This is a genomic window from Aeromonas sp. HMWF014 (assembly GCF_963878295.1).
GTDB lineage: Bacteria > Pseudomonadota > Gammaproteobacteria > Enterobacterales > Aeromonadaceae > Aeromonas > Aeromonas popoffii.
Map to the genome: position 1 here is coordinate 1,416 of NZ_CAWNYS010000550.1, position 2,821 is coordinate 4,236.

2 protein-coding genes are annotated in these 2,821 nt (G+C 64.7%); one reads left to right on the forward strand and one right to left on the reverse strand.

The genetic code is table 11. The features are described from left to right. Positions 1-1,588: bifunctional aspartate kinase/homoserine dehydrogenase II (metL, locus tag AAC083_RS21360; RefSeq protein ID WP_258224816.1), on the forward strand; the 1,588-nt coding region annotated here is incomplete at its 5' end. Between the two features lie 90 nt (positions 1,589-1,678). On the opposite strand, the gene AAC083_RS23460 is transcribed toward metL, so the two are convergent. Further along, positions 1,679-2,821: phosphoenolpyruvate carboxylase (locus AAC083_RS23460; protein ID WP_258224817.1), on the reverse strand; the 1,143-nt coding region annotated here is incomplete at its 5' end.

Sequence of the window (2,821 nt, forward strand, 5' to 3'; positions counted from 1 at the left end):
CACCCTGCGTTGCAGCTACAACCCGGACGAAGGCTGCACCCATATCCTGCGCCGTGCGCCGCGCTCCGGCGGTGCCCGCATCGTCTCCTCGGTAGATCAGATCGCTCTCATAGAGCTGAAGGTGCTGCCGCAGACCCACTTTGATCAGACAGTCGCGGTCATCGAGGCCCATCTGGCCCGTCATCGCCTCAATCCGCTCACCTTGCAGCGCCAGCCGGATCGGCGGGTGCTGCGTCTGGCCTACACCCTGGAAGTGGCGGAAGGGGCGTTCGAGATACTGCGCGACTTCCAGTTGCAGGGCAGCTTCACTGGCCTCATCCAGAAAGAGGGGTTCAGTCTGGTGGCTCTGGTGGGGGCCGGGGTAACCGATAACGCCGAGCAGTGTCACCGCTTCTATCAGCTGCTGGCGGATCAGCCGCTGGAGTTTGTGCAGGTGGCCAGGGATGGCCTGAGTCTGGTGGCCGTAGTGCGCCAAGTGGTGTTGGAGCCGCTGCTGATCGCCCTGCACAGCGCCCTGTTCAGCCGCCCGACCCGGGTTGGGCTGGTGGTGTTCGGCAAGGGGAATATCGGCGGCCACTGGCTGAGCCTCTATGGCCGCGAGAAGGCCCGTCTCGAACATGAACTCAATCTGGCGCTCACCCTCTACGGCGTATTCAGTTCGGAAGGGGGCTTGCTGGACGAAGAGGGGATGGATCCCCTCAAGGTGCAGGACAAGTTCAACCCCAAGCCGCTGATCTGGCCCGAGCTGCTGGCCCAGCTGGAGCAGCACAGCTTCGATACCCTGATAGCCCTCGACATGACCGCCAGCGAGACGGTGAGCCGCTATTACCCGGATTTCGCCCAGCTCGGCATCCACATCATCGCCGCCAACAAGTTTGCCGGTGCCGCCGACAGCGAGTTCTACCAGCGCATCAAACAGACCTGCCGCGACCATCAGGTGCAGTGGCGCTATAACGCCACCGTGGGGGCCGGGCTGCCAATTCAGTCCAGCATCCAGATGCTGCGCCAGAGTGGCGACCGCATTCAGGGGGTCTCCGGCATCTTCTCCGGCACTCTCTCCTGGCTGTTCCAGCAATATGACGGCACGCGCCCCTTCTCCGAGCTGGTGGACGAGGCGTGGCAGCACGGCCTGACCGAGCCGGATCCCCGCGAAGACCTCTCCGGTCAGGATGTGAGGCGCAAGCTGCTCATTCTGGCGCGGGAAGCGGGCTTTGAGCTCGACTCCGCCGACATCGAGCTGGAAAATCTGGTGCCCGTCTCCCTGCGCAAGGCGAGCACGGATCAGTTCATGGACAGGCTCAAAGAGCTGGATGGCCCGATCCAGACCGCCTTCGAGGGAGCCAAGCGCCTCGGCAAGGTGCTGCGCTACGTGGCCCGCTTCGAGCACGACGGCAAGGCCAGGGTTGGACTGGAAGCGCTGGAGCCCCACCACCCGTTCGCCAACCTGCTGCCGTGCGATAACATTTTCGCCATCGAGAGCGACAGCTACCGCACCAACCCGCTGGTCATTCAAGGGCCGGGCGCAGGCCGGGAAGTCACGGCTGCTGCCATCCAGTACGACCTCTGGCAAATCTGCGCCAGCCTGTAAGCGCGGATGTTGCAGTTCAACAACCGCGGGTAGTAAAAACACAAAGGGCGCCGAGGCGCCCTTTGTTGTAGGGGAGTGATGTCCCGACTATCAACCCGTGTTGCGCATACCTGCCGCAATACCGGCGATGGTAACCATCAGCGCCTGATCCAGCTCGGGGTGCAGGGTCTCCGGGTTCTTGCGCGAGCGACCCAGCAGCTCGACCTGCAGCACGTTGAGCGGATCCGTGTAGGGGTTGCGCAGCTTGATGGACTCCTTGATCCAGGGCTGGTCGTCGAGCAGATCGCCCTGCGGGCGCAGCTCCAGCACCACCTGAATGGAATCGGCAAGCTCCTGGCGCAGCTGTTTGCCCAGGCCCCACAGCTCATTGGGTACCAGACGGGTGTCGTAGTACTCGGCGAGCCAGAGGTCGGCCTTGAGGAACACCATCTCCAGCATCTCGAGGCGAGTGCGGAAGAAGGGCCACTGGCGGCTCATCTCTTCCAGCACGCTCTTCTGACCGCCGGTGATGGCCTGTTGCAGCCCCTTGTGGGCGCCGAGCCAGGCCGGCAGCATCAGCCGGTTCTGGGTCCAGGCGAAGATCCAGGGGATGGCGCGCAGGCTCTCGACGCCGCCGTTGGGCTTGCGCTTGGCCGGGCGGGAGCCGAGCGGCAGCTTGCCGAGTTCCATCTCGGGGGTGGCGGCACGGAAGTAGGGCACGAAGTCCGGGTGGCCGCGCACTATGCTGCGGTAGTGATCGCAGGAGACGGTGGCCAGCTGCTCCATCACGGCGCGCCAGCACTCCTTGGGCTTGGGTGGCGGCAGCAGGTTCCCTTCCAGCACGGCGCTGGTGTAGAGGTTCAGGCTGTGGATGGCCACTTTCGGCAGGCCGAACTTGAAGCGGATCATCTCGCCCTGTTCGGTCACCCGCAGGCCACCGCGCAGGGATCCCGGCGGTTGTGAGAGGATCGCCTGATGGGCGGGGGCGCCGCCACGGCCGACGGTGCCGCCACGGCCATGGAACAGGGTGAGGCGCAGCTTGTTGGCCTCGGCCAGTGCCACCAGGGATTCCATGGCGGCGTACTGGGCCCAGCCGGCGGCCATCATGCCCGCATCCTTGGCGGAATCCGAGTAGCCGATCATCACGTACTGACGACCCTGGATGTAACCGCGATACCAGTCCACCGACAGCAGGCGTTCCATCACGGCGGTGCCCGCCATCAGGTCTTCCTGGGTCTCGAACAGGGGGGCGAC